Origin of the sequence: Bacillus sp. ISL-55, assembly GCF_018613155.1 — a bacterium.
Taxonomy (GTDB): Bacteria; Bacillota; Bacilli; order Bacillales; family Cytobacillaceae; genus Mesobacillus.
Genome location: NZ_JAGGQU010000001.1, coordinates 253,195 through 273,073 on the forward strand (window position 1 = coordinate 253,195; position 19,879 = coordinate 273,073).

Annotated in this window: 29 protein-coding genes, 1 pseudogene and 1 riboswitch; of the genes and pseudogenes, 25 read left to right on the plus strand and 5 right to left on the minus strand. The window is 40.2% G+C overall.

What is annotated here, in order from left to right:
* Nucleotides 1–59: 59 nt before the first annotated feature.
* A riboswitch (purine riboswitch) is annotated at nucleotides 60–161 on the minus strand.
* Nucleotides 162–358: 197 nt separating this feature from the next.
* Together J7E32_RS01285 and J7E32_RS01290 are read left to right on the plus strand one after the other, a co-directional pair.
* Nucleotides 359–2,107: an ABC transporter ATP-binding protein gene (locus tag J7E32_RS01285; RefSeq protein ID WP_214902434.1), complete on the plus strand. Its 1,749-nt coding sequence runs from the start codon at nucleotides 359–361 to the stop codon at nucleotides 2,105–2,107.
* Between the two features lie 3 nt (nucleotides 2,108–2,110).
* On the plus strand, nucleotides 2,111–3,904 hold the full coding sequence (locus J7E32_RS01290) for an ABC transporter ATP-binding protein (protein ID WP_214902437.1): 1,794 nt from the start codon (nucleotides 2,111–2,113) through the stop codon (nucleotides 3,902–3,904).
* Between the two features lie 534 nt (nucleotides 3,905–4,438).
* Here J7E32_RS01290 and J7E32_RS01295 read toward each other — a convergent pair.
* Complete coding sequence (locus tag J7E32_RS01295) at nucleotides 4,439–4,609, minus strand: aspartyl-phosphate phosphatase Spo0E family protein (protein WP_102262370.1); 171 nt, start codon at nucleotides 4,607–4,609, stop codon at nucleotides 4,439–4,441.
* A 301-nt stretch (nucleotides 4,610–4,910) separates the two neighbouring features.
* Here J7E32_RS01295 and J7E32_RS01300 point away from each other — a divergent pair, with 301 nt between their 5' ends.
* From J7E32_RS01300 to J7E32_RS01365, 15 genes and pseudogenes are all read left to right on the plus strand, one after another.
* A complete protein-coding gene (locus tag J7E32_RS01300) occupies nucleotides 4,911–5,618 on the plus strand; it encodes a cytochrome c biogenesis CcdA family protein (RefSeq protein WP_214902440.1) in 708 nt (235 codons plus the stop codon).
* A 182-nt stretch (nucleotides 5,619–5,800) separates the two neighbouring features.
* Nucleotides 5,801–6,160, plus strand: coding sequence for a response regulator (locus J7E32_RS01305; protein ID WP_214902443.1), 360 nt, complete (start codon nucleotides 5,801–5,803; stop codon nucleotides 6,158–6,160).
* Nucleotides 6,161–6,242: 82 nt separating this feature from the next.
* The gene (locus J7E32_RS01310) at nucleotides 6,243–6,713 is read left to right on the plus strand and encodes a CcdC family protein (RefSeq protein WP_214902447.1); all 471 of its coding nucleotides are present in this window, start codon (nucleotides 6,243–6,245) and stop codon (nucleotides 6,711–6,713) included.
* 108 nt (nucleotides 6,714–6,821) lie between these two features.
* Nucleotides 6,822–6,944 (plus strand): hypothetical protein, encoded by a 123-nt coding sequence (locus tag J7E32_RS22695; protein ID WP_286182558.1) that lies wholly within the window; start codon nucleotides 6,822–6,824, stop codon nucleotides 6,942–6,944.
* A 19-nt stretch (nucleotides 6,945–6,963) separates the two neighbouring features.
* Nucleotides 6,964–7,629 (plus strand): reverse transcriptase-like protein, encoded by a 666-nt coding sequence (locus J7E32_RS01315; RefSeq protein WP_214902449.1) that lies wholly within the window; start codon nucleotides 6,964–6,966, stop codon nucleotides 7,627–7,629.
* 177 nt (nucleotides 7,630–7,806) lie between these two features.
* Nucleotides 7,807–8,361, plus strand: a complete 555-nt coding sequence (locus J7E32_RS01320) for an HAD-IIIA family hydrolase (protein WP_214902620.1) — start codon at nucleotides 7,807–7,809, stop codon at nucleotides 8,359–8,361.
* A complete protein-coding gene (locus J7E32_RS01325; protein ID WP_170029959.1) occupies nucleotides 8,355–8,498 on the plus strand; it encodes a hypothetical protein in 144 nt (47 codons plus the stop codon). Before J7E32_RS01320 ends, J7E32_RS01325 begins: the two co-directional genes overlap by 7 nt.
* On the plus strand, nucleotides 8,491–8,655 hold the full coding sequence (locus J7E32_RS01330; protein ID WP_214902452.1) for a hypothetical protein: 165 nt from the start codon (nucleotides 8,491–8,493) through the stop codon (nucleotides 8,653–8,655). Before J7E32_RS01325 ends, J7E32_RS01330 begins: the two co-directional genes overlap by 8 nt.
* 41 nt (nucleotides 8,656–8,696) lie before the next feature.
* Nucleotides 8,697–9,134, plus strand: coding sequence for a hypothetical protein (locus J7E32_RS01335; RefSeq protein WP_214902455.1), 438 nt, complete (start codon nucleotides 8,697–8,699; stop codon nucleotides 9,132–9,134).
* Entirely contained in the window at nucleotides 9,059–9,391 is a 333-nt protein-coding gene (locus J7E32_RS01340; RefSeq protein WP_214902458.1) for a hypothetical protein, read from the plus strand. The genes J7E32_RS01335 and J7E32_RS01340 overlap by 76 nt, the downstream gene beginning before the upstream one ends.
* A gap of 132 nt (nucleotides 9,392–9,523) precedes the next feature.
* Nucleotides 9,524–10,153: a class I SAM-dependent methyltransferase gene (locus J7E32_RS01345; RefSeq protein WP_214902461.1), complete on the plus strand. Its 630-nt coding sequence runs from the start codon at nucleotides 9,524–9,526 to the stop codon at nucleotides 10,151–10,153.
* 67 nt (nucleotides 10,154–10,220) lie between these two features.
* Complete coding sequence (locus J7E32_RS01350; RefSeq protein WP_214902464.1) at nucleotides 10,221–10,760, plus strand: hypothetical protein; 540 nt, start codon at nucleotides 10,221–10,223, stop codon at nucleotides 10,758–10,760.
* A 247-nt stretch (nucleotides 10,761–11,007) separates the two neighbouring features.
* A pseudogene (locus J7E32_RS01355) lies at nucleotides 11,008–11,458 on the plus strand (NUDIX hydrolase).
* Nucleotides 11,459–11,468: 10 nt separating this feature from the next.
* Nucleotides 11,469–11,975: a hypothetical protein gene (locus J7E32_RS01360; RefSeq protein ID WP_214902474.1), complete on the plus strand. Its 507-nt coding sequence runs from the start codon at nucleotides 11,469–11,471 to the stop codon at nucleotides 11,973–11,975.
* A gap of 12 nt (nucleotides 11,976–11,987) precedes the next feature.
* Nucleotides 11,988–12,464, plus strand: coding sequence for an NUDIX hydrolase (locus tag J7E32_RS01365; protein ID WP_214902477.1), 477 nt, complete (start codon nucleotides 11,988–11,990; stop codon nucleotides 12,462–12,464).
* 146 nt (nucleotides 12,465–12,610) lie between these two features.
* Here the strand turns inward: J7E32_RS01365 and J7E32_RS01370 are convergent, their stop codons facing one another.
* Both J7E32_RS01370 and J7E32_RS01375 read right to left on the minus strand, forming a co-directional pair.
* A complete protein-coding gene (locus tag J7E32_RS01370) occupies nucleotides 12,611–13,195 on the minus strand; it encodes a histidine phosphatase family protein (RefSeq protein ID WP_214902480.1) in 585 nt (194 codons plus the stop codon).
* Nucleotides 13,196–13,205: 10 nt separating this feature from the next.
* Nucleotides 13,206–13,595: an NUDIX domain-containing protein gene (locus tag J7E32_RS01375; protein ID WP_214902483.1), complete on the minus strand. Its 390-nt coding sequence runs from the start codon at nucleotides 13,593–13,595 to the stop codon at nucleotides 13,206–13,208.
* 436 nt (nucleotides 13,596–14,031) lie between these two features.
* On the opposite strand from J7E32_RS01375, the gene J7E32_RS01380 reads away from it, so the two are divergent.
* From J7E32_RS01380 to J7E32_RS01390, 3 genes are all read left to right on the plus strand, one after another.
* Nucleotides 14,032–15,204: an FAD-dependent monooxygenase gene (locus J7E32_RS01380; protein WP_214902485.1), complete on the plus strand. Its 1,173-nt coding sequence runs from the start codon at nucleotides 14,032–14,034 to the stop codon at nucleotides 15,202–15,204.
* 312 nt (nucleotides 15,205–15,516) lie between these two features.
* Complete coding sequence (locus J7E32_RS01385) at nucleotides 15,517–15,915, plus strand: VOC family protein (RefSeq protein ID WP_214902488.1); 399 nt, start codon at nucleotides 15,517–15,519, stop codon at nucleotides 15,913–15,915.
* The gene (locus J7E32_RS01390; protein WP_214902491.1) at nucleotides 15,908–16,165 is read left to right on the plus strand and encodes a DUF3977 family protein; all 258 of its coding nucleotides are present in this window, start codon (nucleotides 15,908–15,910) and stop codon (nucleotides 16,163–16,165) included. Before J7E32_RS01385 ends, J7E32_RS01390 begins: the two co-directional genes overlap by 8 nt.
* A 67-nt stretch (nucleotides 16,166–16,232) precedes the next feature.
* On the opposite strand, the gene J7E32_RS01395 is transcribed toward J7E32_RS01390, so the two are convergent.
* A complete protein-coding gene (locus J7E32_RS01395; RefSeq protein ID WP_214902494.1) occupies nucleotides 16,233–16,706 on the minus strand; it encodes a hypothetical protein in 474 nt (157 codons plus the stop codon).
* A 152-nt stretch (nucleotides 16,707–16,858) separates the two neighbouring features.
* On the opposite strand from J7E32_RS01395, the gene J7E32_RS01400 reads away from it, so the two are divergent.
* The 4 genes from J7E32_RS01400 (at nucleotide 16,859) to J7E32_RS01415 (ending at nucleotide 18,818) form a co-directional block, all read left to right on the plus strand.
* Entirely contained in the window at nucleotides 16,859–17,293 is a 435-nt protein-coding gene (locus tag J7E32_RS01400) for an 8-oxo-dGTP diphosphatase (protein ID WP_214902497.1), read from the plus strand.
* A 32-nt stretch (nucleotides 17,294–17,325) separates the two neighbouring features.
* On the plus strand, nucleotides 17,326–17,817 hold the full coding sequence (locus J7E32_RS01405) for a GNAT family N-acetyltransferase (protein ID WP_214902500.1): 492 nt from the start codon (nucleotides 17,326–17,328) through the stop codon (nucleotides 17,815–17,817).
* A gap of 91 nt (nucleotides 17,818–17,908) precedes the next feature.
* Nucleotides 17,909–18,373 (plus strand): GyrI-like domain-containing protein, encoded by a 465-nt coding sequence (locus J7E32_RS01410; RefSeq protein WP_214902503.1) that lies wholly within the window; start codon nucleotides 17,909–17,911, stop codon nucleotides 18,371–18,373.
* A gap of 79 nt (nucleotides 18,374–18,452) precedes the next feature.
* Nucleotides 18,453–18,818, plus strand: a complete 366-nt coding sequence (locus J7E32_RS01415) for a DUF2500 domain-containing protein (protein ID WP_214902506.1) — start codon at nucleotides 18,453–18,455, stop codon at nucleotides 18,816–18,818.
* 56 nt (nucleotides 18,819–18,874) lie between these two features.
* Here the strand turns inward: J7E32_RS01415 and J7E32_RS01420 are convergent, their stop codons facing one another.
* Nucleotides 18,875–19,396 (minus strand): CBO0543 family protein, encoded by a 522-nt coding sequence (locus J7E32_RS01420; RefSeq protein WP_286182560.1) that lies wholly within the window; start codon nucleotides 19,394–19,396, stop codon nucleotides 18,875–18,877.
* Nucleotides 19,397–19,537: 141 nt separating this feature from the next.
* Here J7E32_RS01420 and J7E32_RS01425 point away from each other — a divergent pair, with 141 nt between their 5' ends.
* Nucleotides 19,538–19,864, plus strand: a complete 327-nt coding sequence (locus tag J7E32_RS01425) for a hypothetical protein (RefSeq protein ID WP_214902509.1) — start codon at nucleotides 19,538–19,540, stop codon at nucleotides 19,862–19,864.
* The last annotated feature ends 15 nt before the right edge of the window (nucleotides 19,865–19,879 follow it).

A 19,879-nucleotide genomic window follows, 5' to 3' on the forward strand; every position in this document is an offset into this window, starting at 1 on the left:
TGAGTGAAGCAATGGCCTTGGGCTATTAAAAAGCTGCGGGCAAATAGAGGTTGAGTACGTCCCCTGCATTGCTCACTCATAGTCGAATTATTTACGGTAATCCGGTAGAAACTTGCAGGCCATATCCCCGCGATTATATGAGTGAATCTATTGATTTATTGATATTATATCACTATTTTAAATTCAAACAACCATTAGTGTCAAAAAAACCGAACGAATTATTGAATTTCAAAATAAACATTCGTTATTTTGAATCCAGTGGAATTTCTCTCTGGTTTATTCAAAAGAAAAAATCTTCCCCATTTTACAAATATTTGATAAACTATTTAAGCATTTGAGGGGTTTGGGGGATATACATATGAGCGTATTCAAAGATTTATTATGGTATTTTAAGTCAGAGAAAAAGGCTTACTTGACAGGGATTTTCCTGCTGTTATTTGTGGCGTTTCTCCAGCTTGTCCCGCCGCGCGTCATTGGAATAATCGTAGATGAAATTACCAATGGTACGCTTACGGCTGGAAAACTTGGAAAGTGGATTGTAGTCTTAGCCGCTACTGGCCTGGCGATGTATTCGCTTCGTTATTATTGGCGGATCATGATTTTTGGTTCTGCTGTAAAGCTGTCGCGATTATTAAGGAATCGGCTGTATAGCCATTTTACCAGTATGTCGCAGTCTTTTTACCAGAAAAGACGGACAGGGGATCTGATGGCTCATGCCACAAATGACCTTTCGGCGATCCAGCAGACAGCAGGTGCTGGAGTCCTGACATTTGTTGACTCTGTCTCAACCGGGGGCTTCGTCATCATCGCGATGGCAGCGACAATCAGCTGGAAACTGACCTTGATCGCTTTGATTCCAATGCCGTTCATGGCACTGCTGACAAGCTGGTACGGGACGATGCTTCATAAAAGATTCCATAAAGCCCAGGAAGCTTTCTCTGATTTGAATGATAAGACACAGGAAAGCATCACTGGGATAAAAGTCATTAAAACATTTGGCCAGGAACAAGAGGATATTGAGGATTTTCGTAAACAGTCTGAGGATGTTGTGAAAAAGAACATTTCTGTCGCGAAGGTTGACGCTTTATTTGACCCGACGATTTCTATCATTGTAGGTATCTCATTCTTCTTGTCGATTGCTTTCGGGGCAAGGTATGTCTTGAACGGCGAACTGACAATTGGACAGTTGGTATCTTTCACTTCATATTTAGGCTTGCTGGTTTGGCCGATGCTTGCATTCGGCTGGTTTTTCAATATTGTTGAACGTGGAAGGGCTTCCTATGATCGTGTTTCGGCCTTGCTTGATGAGAAAATCGACATCCAGGACAAACCGGATGCCCTGGATATGGTCCCGAATGGCGATCTAAAATACGATATTGAGTCATTTACCTATCCTGGCGACCAGGAACCTTTATTAAAAGATATCAAATTTGCGCTAGGGAAGGGGCAGACGCTGGGAATCGTCGGAAAAACCGGAGCCGGTAAAACGACATTATTGAAGCTGCTGATCCGGGAATTCGACCTTTCAAAAGGAAGCATCAATATTGGCGGAAGGAACATCCAGGACTATAAGATGGATCGATTGAGACAGGCAATTGGTTATGTTCCACAGGATCATTTCCTTTTCTCTGCAACTGTACACGATAACATTGCTTTCGCAGATCCTGCTGTCGATAAGGAGGTCATCTACAATTCAGCTAGAGTGGCAAACATCCATGACGACATTCTCGAATTTACCGATGGCTATCAAACCGTTGTCGGGGAGCGTGGGGTTTCTCTCTCAGGCGGCCAGAAGCAGAGGATTTCAATTGCCCGCGCATTGGTGATGAATCCCGAGATCCTGATTCTTGATGATTCCCTATCTGCGGTTGACGCGAAGACCGAGGAACAGATTTTATCGGCATTGAAAGAAAATCGAAAAGATAAGACAACAATCATCACTGCACACCGCTTAAGCGCCATCCACCACGCTGATCTGATCGTTGTCCTTGAAGATGGACGGATCGCTGAACGTGGCACCCACGACCAGTTGATGGAGAATGACGGCTGGTACAAAGATATGTATTTAAGGCAGCAGCTTGAAGAGCTTGTCGAGCAGGGAGGGTGACCAATGGAAAAAACGCCTGTACTAAACGCTAAAGAGCAGCGTTCCGTGCTGTTCCGGCTTCTTGCTTATGCAAAGCCGCATTTAAAAATGATTTTTGTCGCCTTCGGATTCCTGCTGCTCGCCACTGTGGGGGATGTGCTCGGACCGATATTGGTGAAAATTTTTATCGATGATTATCTGAGGGAAGGCTATATGCCATTCAAGCCATTGTTGATGCTCGGTGCAGCTTATATCGGTATCCAAATCCTTAATGTGTTGGTCTCTTATTTTCAGCTTCTAAAGTTCCAGGAAATTGCGCTGAAAATCATCCAGCAAATGAGGATTGATGTCTTTACAAAGGTGCAGCAGCTAGGACTGAAATATTTCGATAAAACACCTGCCGGCTCACTTGTATCCAGAGTGACCAATGACACCGAAGCAATCAAAGATATGTTTGTCAGCGTCATAGCGACTTTTATCCAAAGCGGCTTCTTGCTGTTCGGAATATTTGTCGCAATGTTCATCCTGAATGTGAAACTGGCTTTGTTCACAATGCTGATATTGCCTTTCATTGTATTTATCATGAGTCTGTACCGGAAACTGAGCTCAAAGTTTTACCAGGATATGCGTGAACGGCTGAGCCAGCTGAATGCGAAGCTAAGCGAATCACTCCAGGGTATGTCAATCATCCAGATGTTCCGCCAGGAAGAAAGATTGAAAAGGGAGTTCGGTGAAATTAACGATAAGCATTTTGACGCGGGCATGAAAAACATCAAGGCAGATGGGCTGTTGTTACGCCCGGCCGTTGACCTGGTCTATATTTTAGCGTTAATGATCGTACTCAGCTTTTTTGGGATCACTTCTTTTGACAGTCCAATTGAGATTGGGGTATTGTATGCATTCATCAATTATCTGGATCGCTTTTTCGAGCCAGTGAACAATATGATGATGAGACTTTCCATGTACCAGCAGGCGATTGTCGCTGCATCACGCGTTTTCAAACTGCTTGATGAAACTGAGCTTGCTCCGGGACAGACTGGAAATGAAGCTGACAAAATCACTGATGGAAAAATAGAATTCAAGGATGTCAGTTTTTCATATGATGGAAAAAGGGATGTCTTGAAAAATATCAGTTTCACCGTGAAACCTGGGGAAACTCTTGCATTTGTAGGCCACACCGGAAGCGGGAAAAGTTCAATCATCAACCTGTTGATGCGTTTCTATGAGTTTGAACGCGGCGATATTTTCATTGATAATCATTCGATTAAAAATTATCCGGTAAAAGAGCTGCGCCATAAAATGGGACTTGTGCTTCAGGATCCGTTCTTGTTCTATGGAACTATTGGGGATAATATCAGGCTTCACAACAGCGATTTGCCTGAAGAGGATATAAAAAGGGCCGCAGAATTTGTCCAGGCAGATACTTTTATTGAAAAACTGGAGGATGGCTACTCACAAAAGGTCACGGAGCGAGGCTCGACTTTTTCGAGCGGACAGAGGCAGTTGATCGCATTCGCTAGGACGATTGCCGCTAATCCGAAAATCCTTGTCCTCGATGAAGCGACTGCAAATATCGATACGGAAACCGAAGAGGCCATCCAGACGGCACTCGCCAAAATGCGCAAAGGCAGGACGACGATTGCCATTGCCCACAGACTGTCGACCATCCAGGATGCAGACCAGATCATCGTCCTCCATCATGGAGAAATAGTCGAACGTGGAACACATCAAGAACTGCTCACTCAACAGGGGCTTTACCATAAGATGTATCTCCTGCAGAATGGTTCAGTAGAACGATTGGAAGATGTGGTTGGATAGATAATTATATTATGTAAAAGGCGATTACTAATAGGTAATCGCCTTTATTTTGATTTAAAATCGGAATATGAAAATACTGTCCTTTCTTGACTGGCAGGTTAGACCACAAGGGTTATTATTTATTTTTATCAAGGCAGAAATGAAACTTTTTTGCCTAAAGAACCGTACTATTATCCAATCAAGTAATTATATTTTGGGGAAGAGGGAAAAAGATGGGATTGAAGAGCATGATCAAGAGGGAAATTAAAAAACAAGTGAAAAAGCAGGTAACAAAGAAAGCTGGAAAGAGTGCAGGGAAAATAATCGGAAAAGTAATGAAAAAGTTTTAGTTTTGTTTTGGAAAAAAATGTAGCCGTGCATATCATGAAATGAGGCTGCACAAAGTTTTCTACACTGCATGCATGAGGGCGATGGATTATTTGGAGATACACAATGTATCCATTTGTAAGAAACGAATTGCACGAATGCTTCATCCAAAATAATGATAAAACACAAAAATAAAACAGCTATAACGCTTGTGGCGTTTAGCTGTTTTTAATGTGCTGCTATCTTTTTAATGTATACGCGGTTATATTCATTTAACAGTTCATCAAGTTCCTGGCTGTAATGAATGGCGATTGTAGAATTGAGGCCGTTCTTCGATGCGATTTGAATCAGCTCTTCGCGTTTCTTTTCAATGAGGGTAATCAGTTGCTCTTTAGACAATGTGAAAATCCTTTCTTGTTTCAACTATCGGCAGTATATCAAACAATCTTATGTAAAATCGTTATAAATATAGAAATTATTACAAGTGCTATATTAGTATATAGCATATACTGCCAAATTTCAAAAGAAACATTTGTAAAATATTTTCCTGTAAAAAATATACACCGTACTATATTACCCAACTAAAAAGTAGTTAAACACCTTTTTTATAGAAATTAATAAATTGTTCACAGTTTTACTATAATAATAGTAAATGGTTTTGTTAGAATGGGACTAACGAATATGGACTGGGGATGGAATTATGACAGATATAAATATTTTCATTGCTATGGGAGCTGGATTCCTTAGCTTTATTTCTCCATGCTGCTTGCCGCTTTATCCGGCATTTTTGTCTTATATTACTGGGATGTCTGTAGGAGAACTGAAGAGCGAAAATGCGATGCTGCAAAGACGCAGCCTGCTGCATACATTGTTTTTTTTGCTGGGTTTTTCGGTGATTTTCATTGCGATTGGCTTTGGGACATCTTTCGTAGGCCAGTTCTTCATGCAGTACCAGGACCTCATCCGTCAGCTGGGTGCAATCTTTATTGTTGCCTTCGGGTTGATGGTTATTGGCTTCTTTAAACCTGAGTTCTTAATGAAAGACCGGAAAATAGAATTCAAGAACCGCCCATCGGGTTATTTTGGATCCTCATTGATTGGAATGGCTTTTGCTGCTGGATGGACTCCGTGTACTGGCCCAATTCTGGCTTCGGTCATCCTGCTTGCAAGCTCAAACCCTGGGTCAGGAATGCTTTATATGATTGCGTATACTCTGGGTTTTGCGATTCCGTTTTTCATTCTTTCATTCTTCATTGGAAAAATGCAGTGGATCCGCAAACATAATGTGAAAATTGTAAAAATCGGCGGCTATATCATGATCTTAGTCGGAATCATGTTGTTCTTCGACTGGATGACGAAGCTGATTTCGATTCTATCAATGTTTTTTGGAGATTTTACAGGATTTTAACAAGCACATTGAAGTTTGAAATCAGAAGGCTCAGTGTGAGAGTATATTCCTGGGATTTCTTTAGGTGAGAAATTTGTCGGTGTCTTTACATTGAAAATATTGGTTAAATATAGTTATATAGTAATGAAGAGCAAATTAAGCAGATTAATATATATGTTGTGATTGTCGGGGAGGATACAGCGATGGCCAGAATTTTGATAGTTGACGACGCAAAATTTATGAGAATCACCTTAACCAATATTCTGAAGAAGGCGAACCATGAAATAGTAGGGGAAGCTGAAAATGGACGTGAAGCAGTCGAGCTGTATCGTGAGTTGAAGCCTGACCTTGTGACAATGGATATAACAATGCCCGAAATGAGCGGACTGGACGCCGTAAAAGAAATCAAAAAGGATTTCAAAGATGCAAAAATCATCATGTGCTCAGCGATGGGCCAGCAGAAGATGGTGGTGGATGCAATCGAGGCGGGAGCAAAGGATTTCATTGTAAAGCCATTCGATGATTCACAGGTAGTCGATTCCGTAACAAGACTATTAAGATAAAAAACAGCCATTTAAGTCTATCTTAAATGGCTGATTTTCATTATAATAATGTGGATACTATAAATAAGGGATGAAATATAGAATGAATTATGTTTTGGCGTCAACAGTTGGAGCAATTGGCATGGCCATTTTTGTGACATTCATGAGGATGAAGGCTGCCAAAAGACCAGCATCTGCCAAGAAAATTATTTTACCGCCAATCTTCATGAGCACGGGTGCGCTCATGTTCATCTTCCCGATGTTCCGGGTTCATTTTTTACAGATTATAGAGGCACTTTCAGTAGGGATACTTTTCTCAATCCTGCTCATCAAAACCTCGAAATTTGAAGTCAGAGGACGGGAAATCTTTCTCAAAAGATCCAAGGCTTTCGTCTTTATTTTAATCGGTCTGTTGATCGTACGTGTAATAGCAAAACTGGTGCTCAGCAGTTCAATCGATTTCGGTGAGTTGAGCGGAATGTTTTGGATTCTTGCTTTTGGAATGATTGTCCCATGGCGAGTCGCTATGTATCTGCAGTTCAAGAAGCTTCAGAATGCATTGCGTAATGGTTAGTAAAAAAATAAGGTTAAAACGGGTCTCCTTGCCATATGGTGAGGGGATCTTTTTGTGGTTTCCTTCTAAAATGGAAACTTTGGATATAAATGTATTTTAGAGAATGGTATGATGGAAATAGTAGAATTTTCAAAAAGAATGCAGGTGCCAGATGATAACGATTACATCAAAACAGCCCCCAGTAAAATTACTTTTAAGGGGAGAATTGATCAAAAACGTCAAATTAACTAAAGCCCAACTGACAGTATATATGAATGACGGAATGCCTCATTATCTGATTGCGAATGAATACAGATTCCTGGAAGGAGAAGTGAAAGAATGGCTGAGGTCATACACACCTTCACAGGAGCGTTTGGAAAGGGAATTTCGTGACAACAAAGGGCGCTCGTTGGAAGAGTATGTCACTGAAGATAGTATTCTCTCAATCCTAAGAATTACAAAGGATCAATTCATAAACTTAAAGAAAAATGGGCTCCCGTTTCAGCATGTAGGAGAAAAGGATTTTTATCATGTTCAGGATATCCTCGACTTTTATCGTAAAGGAGATCATGTCGGTAAGCCGGTATTGAAAAACCTGCTTATGCCATTAGTCGAAAAAGTCCCCGCTGATGTTCCATTCTTAATTGTCGATGGCTCCTATAATTTTAACAATGCCACTGCTGGAACTGGAGTTGTCATCGTCAGGAACGGAGAAGGAGCGGCTGGTTATTCAACAGTGAGAAATATTAAAACCACTAAACCGATTGTATGTGAATTGCTAGCAATTCTCGATGCATTGAAGCTGATGAAAAAGAAAAAATTCAAGAAAGCAATTATTCTAACAGATCAGAAAGCCTGGACCTCAAGTTTCTCTATTGATTTGCAAGCTTACCAAGGACCCGTAAAACAGTACATAAATGAATTGAATCAAGTGTGAAATCAGTACAAAGGGAAAGTGGAGATTAGGTTTATCGGAGATTTGAAGGAAGGAAAGAATAATCCGCTTTATAAGAAAGCTCACGATCTCAGCCAGGAACACAGGGCTTGCGTTATTGAAAGGCTAAGGTTTTAACGGGATTGCTGGCAGAAAAGTGAGTTCGGAGGGGGAGGTATTCTGTTGAATATCCAGGCAGTTTTTATCGACCGGGACGGGACTCTTGGAGGAACTGACAAAGTGATCTATCCTGGAGATTTTGAGTTATTCCCCGGTGTCCAGAAATCAATCAAGCTATTAAAAGAAAACAATATCTTAGTCTATTCGTTTACGAACCAGCCAGGGATTGCGAATGGAGAAGCCACAGTTGACCAGTTTGAGAGTGAGTTGAAAACGTTTGGGTTTGATCAGGTATACGTTTGTCCTCACCGCCATGATGATGGCTGTGCCTGCAGAAAACCTTCTCCCGGAATGCTGAAAAGAGCTGCAGTTGAAAACAAGCTGGACTTAAATCGTTGTGCAGTAATCGGAGATAGATGGACGGACATGCTGGCTGCTGATGAAGCGGGCTGCTTAAAGATTTTGGTCAAAACGGGCAGCGGCCAGGATGCTTATGATAAATACATAAACAAGCAGTATTTTGGCAAATGGAAAGAAATTCAACCGGATTTTATGGCAAGTAATTTGAATGAGGCCATAAGCTGGCTTATGGGGGAAGGAGTAACGAAGTGTTAATCATTATAACGATTGTTTTATTGGTATTCATGTTTGATTTTACAAAGCTAAGGCAGCAAAATGAGGAAATGATTGAACAAAACGAAAAAATGATTTCTTTGCTTGAGGAACTGGTGAAAAGAGGAAGAGATGAGTAGACCGAACATTAGGTTGTGGGTGACGATTTTCTTCATCATACTGGTCATATTTTTACTCAGTATATTCGGAGTCCTCAAAGTGTTCCAAAAGGAACTGAATGCAAGGACTGGTGAGAATGAAACTTTTTATACAACAGCTAAAGCTTTTTTACATTAAATTATGACAGTGAGTTAGAGAAGAAACTAAAAGCTGAAAGCATGAAGAATGAGTACCAACATGTTTCGATATTCTATCAGGAAGAGAATGAAAAGTTGATTCCAATGACAGTTGAAACGCTAAAGTGGGCAGAAGATGTGTCCAGTGGATTACTTGGAAGTTACGAAAAAAAGCCAGCCGATCTGATTTTTATGGATAGAGAACATCTGCAAAAACTATCAAATTTGGATGGGGTATCCGGATATTATTCCAATTTTGACAAAGTAATGGGAATCCATGTTCATCCTGACAATGTGGAGAGCATTTTAGAAACACCGCTAAACTATTTACAAAGACCGATTCTGCATGAATATGCGCACTACGCTACATTCAGAAAAATAGAGGAAGCCGGCGCTTTGCTGATTTGTTTCCCCTATGGTTCATTGAGGGGATTGCAGAATATGTTGCGAGCGATCAGACAGGGGTACATTATGATGTAAATCAATACAAAATCCTGCCTCTTGAAAGCATCACTTGGGGAGATGGCTGGAAGGAAGCACGCCAGATTGAAACAGCAGACCCCTATATGCAAAGTTATTTATCAGTAAACTATTTGATACAGGTATATGGCGAAGATATTTTAGTGGAATTAATCCAAAAGACGAACAATACCGAAGGGTTTAATACAGTTTTGGAAAAAATCACTGGAACGCCGGTTGCAGAATTTGAACAAGATGTACTGGAGTATTATCGTTAAAAGAACTCTATGAAAGGTGGAGATTGAGAGGAAACAGGCAAGAAGAATCAGGGATATCAAAAAAATAATGGGGACATCGCAGGGGAATTGCCAGGGAGTGCTCGATGTTCTCGGAAATTTGAAGGAGCATTCATGTTAAATAAACAAGGTTTTAATTTGTGGGCAGACGGCTATGACAAAACTGTACAAGTTAGTGAAGAAAGTGGAGTATATCCATTTGCAGGCTATAAAGCGATCTTGAATACGATTTTTAATGAAGTCATGGAAAGAGTAAATTCAAGAATTTTGGATATTGGTTTCGGGACAGGAGTTCTGACGGCCAGATTGTATGAAAATGGACATCGAATTGATGGAATCGATTTTTCATCGAGAATGATTGCTCTGGCGCTGCCTAAAATGCCGAATGCCAACTTAATAGAATGGGATATTGTCAAAGGCTTGCCTAATGAAATTAAAATGAAAAGTTACGACTACATTGTAAGCACCTACGTATTGCATCATTTAACAGACGAAGATAAAGTTTCATTTATAAAAGAATTACTGCCAATGCTATCAGAGGGCGGCAAAATTCTGATAGGCGATATTTCCTTTCAAACGAGACAGCAGCTCGATACTTGTAAAAATGGCAGTAAAGAATTTTGGGATGACGATGAATTTTACTTTGTTATTAATGAGATCCGTTCTGTGTTGGAGGATTACTGCAAACTGGAATTCTTGCCTATTTCGCATTGTGGCGGAGTAATTGAGATTACAAAGAGATAATGAAGGTAGCACTGCTTTATTAATGGTAAGGCAGTGCTCGTTTTATCTATGGAGGAAGAATGGAAGGATGAAATATTTTAAATTAATATCCGTTTTTATATTAGCTTTTCTTTTCGGTGCGGTATTTACAACCTTCCCCACAGTCAGCCATGCTTGCAAATGTGTGGAACCGCAAAGTGTTGAAAAAGAGCTGGAAAGCTCTGAAGCAGTATTCAGCGGAAAAATCATAGACATTAGAACCGAGAAAAATAGTAGAAAGATATTATTTGAGGTTGAAGAAACATGGAAAGGTGTATCACAAACACAAATCTTTTTGAAAGATGAAAGGTCCAGCTGTTCTCTTGATTTTTTCAAGGGAGAATCCTACTTGGTGTATGCGTATGATTTCCAGGATGAATTGACAACCAATATATGTGACCGAACAAAGGAATTAAGCGGTGCAGGGGAAGACTTAGCGGCGCTAGGAAAAGGGACAATGCCAACCGAAGAAGCGGATCTGAAAAATCAGTTACGAAATCCAGTAGTCCGCTACAGCTATATCTGGCTTCCGTTGGTTAGCCTTTTAATAGTAGCTGCTATATTAATTAGAAAGCGGCCAGGGAATTGACATGATGATGGACAGAAAGAGTGAGGTTGAGGGGGAAAGTGTCCGTCATGGACGTGATGACGGAAGAAAGAGCAGGATTGAGAGAAAAAGTGTCCATCATTTTAGAGTTTAAAAGAGATAATACGTAAAAATTTCTAGGAAGTGTTCTTTTAAAGAATCGCTTTTTATTTATGGTAAAAAGAAGGAAATAAGCTGCTTCTGTCGAATTCTGTTTACCTAGAAAATTTTTACTTATCAGGGAGGAAATATGGGATACATAGAGGACTTGCGGAAGGATATCGGTCACCAGCCTTTGATCTTGGTTGGGGTTGCAGTGGCAGTAATCAATGAAGAGGGAAAGTTTTTACTTCAGAAAAGACGCGATGGGCAATGGGGTGTTCCAGGCGGGTTTATGGAGTTAGGTGAATCAACCGAGGAAGCAGGCAGAAGGGAAGTATTCGAGGAAACTGGACTGGAAATCGGCCAACTAAATCTGGTTGGTGTTTTTTCGGGTAAGCAGCACTATGTAAAGCTGCCAAATGGGGATGAATTTTTATCCAGTAACTGTTGCCTATGTATCAAAAGAAATCCTGGGTGGAGTACTCAGGGCGGATGGTGTTGAAACAACCGAAGCTCGCTTTTTCAGTGTGAGTGAATTGCCTGACCAGCTGAATCCGTTAATAAAAAATATGATGAAACAATTTATGGTAGAGGTTTAAGGATTTTTGCATGCAAAAAAGAGTGAAGAAAAAGTTAGTTAGTTTGTATACCGGGGAATTGTTTGTTGTTTTCACTTTTGCTCTCATTTGGATCCTGTATGTTCAGCTTTTTGAATGGTCAGTCCCCTACTTAACCTCTTATTCGTCATTATATGCGTTTGCTCTGCTGGAATTTATTTTGCTGCAGGGGAGCTATTACTGGTATTTAAAGCTAAAACAGGTTCACCAAAATGATTTTACACCCTTGCCTGGTCGTCAGTTAAAAATTTTTGCGAATTTAAAAAGGCTGAATACCTGTTTGATTGTAATAGGTTTGTTTGTATTAATCTATCAAATAATCAGCAAACCAATTGAATTGTATTGGTTTGTTTTTGTCTTCCTTTTTGCTGTAATCGAACATATTAACTACTACTATGTTCGCCTATCCTATCAAACGATAGAAGAAATAAAGGAATTAAAGCGACAAAAGGGCTTCCGAAAATCAAGATTGGCAAAAGAACTAGATAGCTTAAAATGAGGAGGACGAACAATGGATGCAACTTTTTACATGGAAAAAGCCGTGTTTAATTACCGGGTAGCGGCGGTTATGATCGTGGACAACCATGTGCTTATACATAAACAGGTGAAGGACGAGCACTGGGCGTTGCCAGGAGGACGGGTCGAGCTACTGGAGGATTCACAGACAAGCGTCGTGAGAGAAGTGAAAGAAGAGTTAGGAATAGATATAAAGGTGGACAGACTGCTCTGGTTCACTGAAAACTTCTTTGATTACAACAATAAAGATTATCATGAAATTGGACTGTATTATAAAGTTGCCCCTCTCAATGGCAGTTTTAATTTTCACAAAGATGAGTTCTTTGGTGAAGAAGGTGAACGGTTGATTTACCAATGGGTGCCGATTAGCAATCTTGAAAAAATCAAGCTATATCCTGAGTTTATTAGAACATCTTTGAGTGAGTTGCCTGAAGTTCCGCAGCATCTGATTGTTCATAAGTATAGTATTTGAGGTTTAGGTCATGCCGTTTGAACGATTGCCTTGTAATGGCAATGTGTTTTGGTTAAAAGGATTTTCAATTTGAGGTCAATGGGTTCTAGCTTTCACATGGGGGAAGAAGGCAGCCTCGCTTGGCGGGGAGGCTGCAGTTACCTTTTTCAATCAGTAGGGATTTCTTCCTTCCAAAGCCGTTCGCAAGATATTAATTCAAAACGGTCATTGATTATTAGTTTATAAATATCTGGTTTGGTGGTTTTCTTCCAAAATTCAAAATCATATTTTTTATCAAAGTAGTTCATGGTGCAGGTCATAATATTTCCATGGATGCCTATTGCGATTTTTTTGCCTTTATATTTCTTTATAGTATCTCTTAAGCCATCAATTCCTCGCTGTTGCACTTCATGATTGGATTCTCCTCCAGGGTATTTGAATACAGGGTTTGAGAATACCATTTGCATGGCTTCTTCTGGATTTTCAAATTGGTGATTCCGGGCAGCTAAATCCCGTTCTCTGAACCGGGAATCTATTTCAATTTCCAAATCCAACAAATCTGCCAGTCCTTCGACCGTTTGCTTTGCTCTGACATATGAACTTGAAATAATATGATTAATATTTTCATGTGAAAGAATTTCAGTAATTTTCTCTGCATCTCTCCAGCCTTTTTCAGAAAGTTCCCGTGTCTCTTCATGCTCGAGGGAGAAGACCGAATGAGCGTGTCTTACAAAATATACTTCTGTCTTCATTATTAACCTCTCATACTATTAATTTTAAAGTTTCTAATACCCTGGAAACGTGAAGATCATCCTTCATGGATTCAAGTGAATGCCATTTCACTTCTTTTAAGGTTTGTTGCTCGCCAACTTCGGGGTCGTAACCGAGCGAAGCTTCTTTGTCGTTTATTGAGCGAACTAAAAAACACCTTTCCTCTCCATGGCTGTATTGACCAGTGAATAGATAATCCACCACTTCCACATCCAAATTAACTTCTTCCCGTACTTCTCGAATGACTGCATCTTCGAATGTTTCGCCTGCTTCAAGACCCCCACCTGGCAGTGTCCAGAAGGAACCGTCTGGATAGACATGCTTTGTCATAAGTATATAATTGTCTTTAATGATTGCAGCAAATGCTCTTGGTCTAGTCAAAATGATATACACCTCACTGGTTGTATTTTGGGTATTTTACTATATTTTAACATATAAGAGGAATCTATTGACCAAATGGAAGTTGCAAAGCGGGAAAAGTGTCCGATAGGAAGGCTCTATCGGACAAACGGAGGGTGGAAAGTGGGGAAAATGTCCGATAGAAGAGCTATATCGGCCAAATGGAAGCTGCAAAGCGAGAAAAGTGTCCGATATGAAGGCTATATCGGACAAACAGAAGGTGGAAAGTGGGGAAGATGTCCGATAGAAGAGCTATATCGGCCAAATGGAAGTTGCAAACCGGGAAAAGTGTCCGATAGGAAGGCTCTATCGGACAAACGAAGGGTGGAAAGTGGGAAAAATGTCCGATAGAAGTGCTCTATCGACCAAATGGAAGGTGAAAAACGAGAAAAATGTCCGATAGAAAGGGGCGAACAGAATGATTAATACTACAGAAAAACTAGATACTGCCATTATCGGGGCTGGAATCGGAGGAATTTCAGCAGCGATTGCTTTGCAACAGCATGGCCAAAAAGTTTCAGTTTTTGAAAGAGCTTCGGAACTAAAGGAAATGGGTGCCGGTATAGTTCTGTCTGCAAATGCAATCAAGACATTGGAAAAGCTCGGAGTTGCGGATCAGGTACGCCAGGCAGGTTCGCCGGTGAAAAAAGCAGAAATCAGGTCACCCGATGGCCAACTTTTGGTGAATATGCCGGTTCACAAACAGGCTGAACGATATGGAACGTACAGTTATTTGATATACCGGCCCGACTTACAGAGAATTTTATCTGAAAAATTAGAACCCAATACAATGGTGCTTAATAGAAAGTTTTTAAGATTGGAACAGGACGGGGATAAAACGACCAGTTTTTTTGAAGGTGGCGAATCTATTGAATCTGAACTTCTTATAGGTGCTGATGGGGTACATTCTCAAGTGAGAGAAAATATTGTTGAGAAATCGAGAATGCGTTATTCAGGATTCAGCGCATTTAGAGGAATTTCTCACTATGAAGATCCTCGTTTTCCAGCCGAGCTTGGTGGGGGATTCGAAGTCTGGGGAGAAGGAAAAAGATTTGGCTTTTCCCATATAGGAAAGGGGCGTGTTTTTTGGTTTGTGGCTGTCAACGCTCCTCAAGGGACATTTCTTTCAGGTGAAAATAAAAAACATATCGCATTGCAGCATTTCAAAGGCTGGTGGGGCCCGATTGAAGATGTCATTGGTACTACAAGTGAGGAAAACATCCTTGTTCATGAGATCTTTGACCGAAAGCCATTAAAAAGATGGCACAAAGGGAGAGTGACTCTGTTGGGGGATGCAGCTCATCCGATGCTTCCGAATCTAGGGCAGGGTGGAGCACAGGCGATGGAGGATGCATTAATTCTTTCACGCTGTCTCAAGCAATTTCCTCAGGATCTTGAGTCAGCTTTAAGTCGCTATGAGCAAGAGAGAGTACCACGCGTTACAAAGATTGTCCAAGGTTCCAGGATGATGGCAAGGATGATGCAACTTGAAAATCCGGCGGCGATGAAGGTCAGAAATCAGTTTTTAAGGATAGTGCCCGATGAACTAAAAATAAAAAGGCTGGATTGGATACTTGGGTATGAAGTGTAAATATTCATAATATCTGGTTTTGGCAATTATTTTAATATGAAATGAATTTTAAATATGGTTAACAAATGATAAGGAGATAAATGAATGAACTCAATTAAAGGGATAGACTTTTTAACGTACTACTCCAATCAATCGAAAAACGAATCAGATCCCTGTCCGTTATTTAATAGGAGGAAAATTCGGGAGGAATGAAGAAACCCTTCAAGATGGGAGTTGGAAGTTACACGAGAAAGCAGGCAATTTTGTGAGGCTAAAAAACTTCGGTGAATTGAACATCTGGTGAAAACGACAAAGGAAAGTCAGGAGGCAATAATGAATATTTTTGAAATGACTTACCAGGTACGAGTTACTGATTTTGATGAAGGCCTAAAGTGGTATAAATCTCTATTGAAAAAAGATCCTGATTTTACCCCGCATGATGGCTTTGCCGAGTGGGAAGTGATTCCTGGCTGCTGGCTGCAGGTGGCAGAAGGAACACCTGCTGAGGGAAGCGGTCCACTGCGTTTAGGTGTTAAATCAATAGAAGAAGAAAGATTACGATTGATCAATGAGTTACATATCGAGTCATTTGAGATTTTTGTAAGAGATGAAGTTCCAGTGAAATGGGCAACCTTTTCCGATCCGTGGGGCAATCTAATTGGTTTTTTTGAATACATCGCAGAGCAAGCAATGAATGGAAGAATAAAGGTTATCTTAGGTAAAGATGGTTAAAGTGGCCCCAACAAAATATATTGAGATAGGTATAGGTAATCCCTGGCTTATACGAACGGAAGTTGAAAATGAGAACGGAGAAGAATATGAGGAAAAGTGGATAAAGGGCCCAGTACATTTCCATTCAGCCTATATTAGATTGTGGGTATGGAAATCAGTAATCATTTTCGATTCTAAAGAAGGCTTAAAAACCATGGAGAAGAACAGTAAAAAATTCAAACTCATATTCGGAATCGTCAGCAAGCAATAAAGTTTGTCCAAAGGGAGGGAGAACGTAATCTTCAGACTGAAAGTATCTGAAGATTAGTGCCTCCCATTCACCTGTGAAATCTCCAGGTATTTCTCCTTCCGGTGTTATAGAGGAGATCAGATGTTAAAAAAACACCTACAGGCGGAATAGCTCCTGTATTGATTGGCGGACCGGTCAAAGCTGTATCAGTGGTAGCAATCCAGTTGCCTAATTCACCGGCTTGTAAGGACGGAGGCTTCATCAGAAACTTGCCGCTTAACACCAAATGGCGGACATTGATACCCGTATCATCATAAATCGTCAATTGGCCAGCAAATGAAGCGTAAGGTGAATCGAATCGGATTGTTTTCGCATTTTCATCCCAGGTTCCCTGGATTGGGATGGGATTCCCCCGAAAATTAGCGGTTCCAGTCAAGGTATTTCCTGAGAGGGAATTAAACGTAATTGTCCCTCTGACAATCGGTTTCCCAGCAATCTCCGCGTCGATCCCCCAGCGTGATGGAACCGGCAAAATTTGCGTCGCATTCTGTCTAGTGTGCAACTTGATCTCTCCTTATTTTATAAGTAAGGGTTTCAGCCTAATAAAGAGTATATGCAACAATCATTTAAATGGGGAATGTGCGAGCATAGTGGCTAATTAGAAAGGGAGATAAAATGAACGATTAAATCAACTATAAACTTTGGACAGTGTGCATGATTCAAAATGGAGATAAAGTTTTACTTATCGACCGGCAACATGATCATTTTAAAGGGTATATTCCTCCAGGCGGTAAAGTAGATTTTCCGGAAAGTATCATGGAAAGTGCGATTAGAGAGGTAAAAGAGGAAACAGGTCTAGATGTGTGGAAATTAAAATATAAAGGTCTATATGAATATGTAAATCCTGTCGCTATGGATCGTTATATGATTTTTAACTATATAACCAGTGATTTTAAAGGAGAACTATTGGAAAACGGGCCAGAAGGAAGAGCAGTGTGGGTTGACATAGAAGAGGCGTACCACCTTCCTATGCAGGAATCAATCAGAAGAAGGTTCCCGTTGTTTTTCCAGGAAGGAACGTTCGAAATCCAGGTGAAGTGGAATCATGAAGAGAACACAGAAGGAAAAGTTGTGGTTAAAAATACATAAGTTACTGGATTTTTATTTTAGGAGCGGTAATTATGTCAATCGTTGAAAAAGAAGCCGTTACTTTGGTACCTTACAAACCGGAATATAAAGAGAGGCTGTCGAATTACAGTTTATCTGTGGAACAGCAAAGATATACGGCATTTCCTGTAGATGCTCTGCAATTATGTGAATCAGAGCCAGACAGGCACCCAATTGTCATCTTATATGGCAATCAGCCAGCTGGTTTTTTTGTCCTGCATGGATGGGAAGGGGTAAAAGCTTTTAGTGAAAATAAAAAAGCGATATTATTGCGTGCTTATTCAATAAATGCAGAAATCCAAGGAAAAGGGATTGCATCACAATCTATAAGGCTATTGAATCCATTTGTAAAAGAGCATTTTTCAGAGGTAAATGAAGTCATATTGGCTGTAAATCACGGAAACATAGTTGCTCAATCTGTCTATAAGAAAGGCGGCTTCGTGGATAAAGGCATTCGTGCAATGGGAAGAGAGGGAGAAATGTTTATTTATCATTTAGATGTTTAGTTCGGAGGCCAACTTCGGACAGGTTTGGTGGTGGAAGAGGAAAAGCTGTCAGAACTAAGGAGCTTAGACAAGAAGGAGAGGGGATTCAGTTATGCCAGAAGTAAAGCAGTTACCAGAAGTGAAGCTGGTGGGGATTCGGGTGTTGTGTCCAGGTGACCAATATGTCATCGAGATTCCAAAAGCTTCGAAGGTGTTGAGTGAGCGGGTGGCGGAAATTACGAATGTGGTGAATCCAGCTTTACAGCATGGAGCATTTGTTGTTGATAACAGTGCAAGTGAGGAAGATGGGTATTGGGTTTGTGTTGAAGTATCAGAATTTGAGGAGATCCCCAAAGACATGGTTACCCTGACCATACCTGCTCAAATGTACGCCGTTTTAAGACACAGAGGTGCTAACGTTGAAATTAAGCAGGCGTATAACGAGTTACATCAATGGATTGAAGCAAACGGTTATCAGAGATTAACAAATAAATGGCATTTAGAAGCTTTTCATGAATGGTCTGATCCTGCGAATATAGATGTGGAACTAAGGGATACGGTAGCTTATAAAGTGTAAAAAATGGAAGGATTTGAAACTTTGTGTCTCCCTCATGCGTAAAGATAAATACATATAGATACATACAGGGGGAGGATGCATGATGGTAGAAACACAAGGAGATTTTATGTTTACATTTGCTCCGATTTTTATGGGTGCCATATTCATTTTAGTATTTGGAATAATCATTTTTACAATTATTAAAAGCATAGGGACCTGGAGTAAAAATAACCAATCGCCTCGATTGACTTCAAATGCTAAAGTGGTCACGAAAAGAACGAGTGTGCGAGGCGGTGGAGAAACTAATGCACGCAGCCTATATTATGTGACGTTTGAATTTGAAAGCGGCGACAGGCTCGAACTTCAAGTCAACGGCCAAGAATATGGACAGCTGGTTGAAGGGGATTATGGAGAACTGAACTTTCAAGGAACCCGCTATTTGGGATTTACAAGACACCCTTTGTAATTGCCGTCAATAAAAGCTAGAAGACCAAATCAATATGGATTTGGTCTTCTTTACATTTATTTAGAATCTTCACTCGAAGTATTTATAGAAAGCTCCTTATCATTTATAATCCGGATCATTCCAATAATCCAGCGGCATATTAAAAATTTTAAGACTAAACTAATAGCAGAGTGATACCATGTCCACCCCTTTTTCCAATCGATCAGCTTTGTTTTCTTGGCAGCAAATGTCTCAATCAGTACCTGTGGAATGATAAATGGAAACAGTTTAAGAAATATACCTATTGGTTTACTATTTAGCGTCCATTGGTTGTAATACAGGAGCATCAGTGGATAATGAACATAGTCAAAGGGCAAGTGAATCTTGAATTTTTTCTTGAACGGCCTGATTTCGTATTTTAGATATCCTTTTGAAACAAGGTACCGGTCTGCCCATGAGTTCCCAATTATACTTACCAGGTAAACGATGATCCAGTCTTTGAAGGAACGTTTTACAATGGCAAAAGGCAATAAAATTAAGGCTACTACAGCGGAAGTGTATAGCATTGTTGCAGATAATCTTTGTTTTTTTCTACGCAAGAATACCACCTCATAATTAAAATGCAACAATATGATTCCTTTATGTATCCTCATTTTAAAGTTCACTTCGAGTATTGAAATTTAATCAAATATGAAGGCAGGGGGAATAATACAAATAAACCAAAAAAAGAAGGTGAGATCTTGCCACGAAAGCCAGCAGCAATTTCTGAAGAACACGCAAACGAAATGGAAGAAACTGACCCTGTGGTGAACAATAAAAAAGATGAAATTGAAAACTTAAACCGCTTGCTAGCCGCGGTTCTTGATTACCTTTCAGATGATGAAGTGGAAGTTATTGATATTGAATATTTATTGGAGAACACCGAGGGATTGCGTGAATGGTGGAATCAATACCGGGAGAAGAACAGAAAAAAGATCGAAGAGGAAATAACACAGGCTCTTGGAGACCTTTCAATTGAGGAACTCGAAAACCTAAGGGAAAAAATTAGAGGGAACGAAAAAGAATGAAGGGTTTTGCTTATG

Bases quoted from the DNA above. Each gene is read 5' to 3' on its own strand.
- J7E32_RS01285 (WP_214902434.1), top strand. From the start codon at position 359: ATGAGCGTATTCAAAGATTTATTATGGTATTTTAAGTCAGAGAAAAAG.
- J7E32_RS01290 (WP_214902437.1), top strand. From the start codon at position 2,111: ATGGAAAAAACGCCTGTACTAAACGCTAAAGAGCAGCGTTCCGTGCTG.
- J7E32_RS01300 (WP_214902440.1), top strand. From the start codon at position 4,911: ATGACAGATATAAATATTTTCATTGCTATGGGAGCTGGATTCCTTAGC.
- J7E32_RS01305 (WP_214902443.1), top strand. From the start codon at position 5,801: ATGGCCAGAATTTTGATAGTTGACGACGCAAAATTTATGAGAATCACC.
- J7E32_RS01310 (WP_214902447.1), top strand. From the start codon at position 6,243: ATGAATTATGTTTTGGCGTCAACAGTTGGAGCAATTGGCATGGCCATT.
- J7E32_RS22695 (WP_286182558.1), top strand. From the start codon at position 6,822: ATGATGGAAATAGTAGAATTTTCAAAAAGAATGCAGGTGCCAGATGAT.
- J7E32_RS01315 (WP_214902449.1), top strand. From the start codon at position 6,964: ATGAATGACGGAATGCCTCATTATCTGATTGCGAATGAATACAGATTC.
- J7E32_RS01330 (WP_214902452.1), top strand. From the start codon at position 8,491: ATGAGTAGACCGAACATTAGGTTGTGGGTGACGATTTTCTTCATCATA.
- J7E32_RS01335 (WP_214902455.1), top strand. From the start codon at position 8,697: ATGAAGAATGAGTACCAACATGTTTCGATATTCTATCAGGAAGAGAAT.
- J7E32_RS01345 (WP_214902461.1), top strand. From the start codon at position 9,524: ATGTTAAATAAACAAGGTTTTAATTTGTGGGCAGACGGCTATGACAAA.
- J7E32_RS01350 (WP_214902464.1), top strand. From the start codon at position 10,221: ATGAAATATTTTAAATTAATATCCGTTTTTATATTAGCTTTTCTTTTC.
- J7E32_RS01360 (WP_214902474.1), top strand. From the start codon at position 11,469: ATGCAAAAAAGAGTGAAGAAAAAGTTAGTTAGTTTGTATACCGGGGAA.
- J7E32_RS01365 (WP_214902477.1), top strand. From the start codon at position 11,988: ATGGATGCAACTTTTTACATGGAAAAAGCCGTGTTTAATTACCGGGTA.
- J7E32_RS01370 (WP_214902480.1), bottom strand. From the start codon at position 13,195: ATGAAGACAGAAGTATATTTTGTAAGACACGCTCATTCGGTCTTCTCC.
- J7E32_RS01380 (WP_214902485.1), top strand. From the start codon at position 14,032: ATGATTAATACTACAGAAAAACTAGATACTGCCATTATCGGGGCTGGA.
- J7E32_RS01385 (WP_214902488.1), top strand. From the start codon at position 15,517: ATGAATATTTTTGAAATGACTTACCAGGTACGAGTTACTGATTTTGAT.
- J7E32_RS01390 (WP_214902491.1), top strand. From the start codon at position 15,908: ATGGTTAAAGTGGCCCCAACAAAATATATTGAGATAGGTATAGGTAAT.
- J7E32_RS01400 (WP_214902497.1), top strand. From the start codon at position 16,859: ATGATTCAAAATGGAGATAAAGTTTTACTTATCGACCGGCAACATGAT.
- J7E32_RS01405 (WP_214902500.1), top strand. From the start codon at position 17,326: ATGTCAATCGTTGAAAAAGAAGCCGTTACTTTGGTACCTTACAAACCG.
- J7E32_RS01410 (WP_214902503.1), top strand. From the start codon at position 17,909: ATGCCAGAAGTAAAGCAGTTACCAGAAGTGAAGCTGGTGGGGATTCGG.
- J7E32_RS01415 (WP_214902506.1), top strand. From the start codon at position 18,453: ATGATGGTAGAAACACAAGGAGATTTTATGTTTACATTTGCTCCGATT.